The sequence below is a fragment of the Mesorhizobium kowhaii genome (assembly GCF_042431665.1).
Taxonomy (GTDB): domain Bacteria; phylum Pseudomonadota; class Alphaproteobacteria; order Rhizobiales; family Rhizobiaceae; genus Mesorhizobium; species Mesorhizobium kowhaii.
This window is the reverse complement of the sequence record NZ_JBHLYT010000238.1, coordinates 1-628: the sequence shown is the minus strand read 5'-3', so window position 1 is coordinate 628 and position 628 is coordinate 1. Positions and strand designations below refer to the sequence as shown.

General features: G+C 59.6%; 1 protein-coding gene. It reads left to right on the top strand.

Annotated features, from left to right (window positions below):
- Positions 1-53 precede the first annotated feature (53 nt).
- Positions 54-628: shikimate kinase (locus ACFFNA_RS40330; RefSeq protein ID WP_378926001.1), on the top strand; the 575-nt coding region annotated here is incomplete at its 3' end.

The window sequence follows — 628 nt, the reverse complement described above, 5'->3', positions numbered from 1 at the left end:
CTAGATGGAGCGCTGCTGCGGCATTTGGAATGCGAGTTGGCGAAAAATCAAGAATGTCCGAGATCGCCAGGTCGCCGGAAGCAAGCCAGATTGCGCCGGCCCTCGGCGTGCGGCCGATAGCGCTCGTCGGCATGTCGGGCGTCGGTAAATCCACCATTGGCGAGCGGCTTGCAAAAGGGTTGGGGTTGAAATTCATCGACTCCGATGCCGAGATCAGGAAAGAGGCCGGCATGTCGATAAAAAAACTTTGCGAAACCCATGGCGAGGAGCATTTCAGGGAGCTTGAGGCGAGAGTGATTGCGCGTGTGCTGAAGCAAGGACCGGCAGTGCTCGCGACCGGTGACAGTTCCTTCATCCATCAGCAGACCCATGGGCTCATCCAGGACAAGGCGGTCTCGATCTGGCTCAAGGCCGATGCCGACCTGATAATGCGACGGCTCGGGAGACGACGCGGTCGCCGGCTGCAGCAGGCCTCGGACCTGCTGGGCACTATCACGCAACAGATCGCTGAGCGTGAGCCGATCTATCAAAATGCTCATCTCACGATCGCTTCGCGCAATGTGTCGCATGAGAGGCAGATGGATGAATGCGTCAGGGCGCTGCACGCCTATCTGCGTCCCGAGCCGGC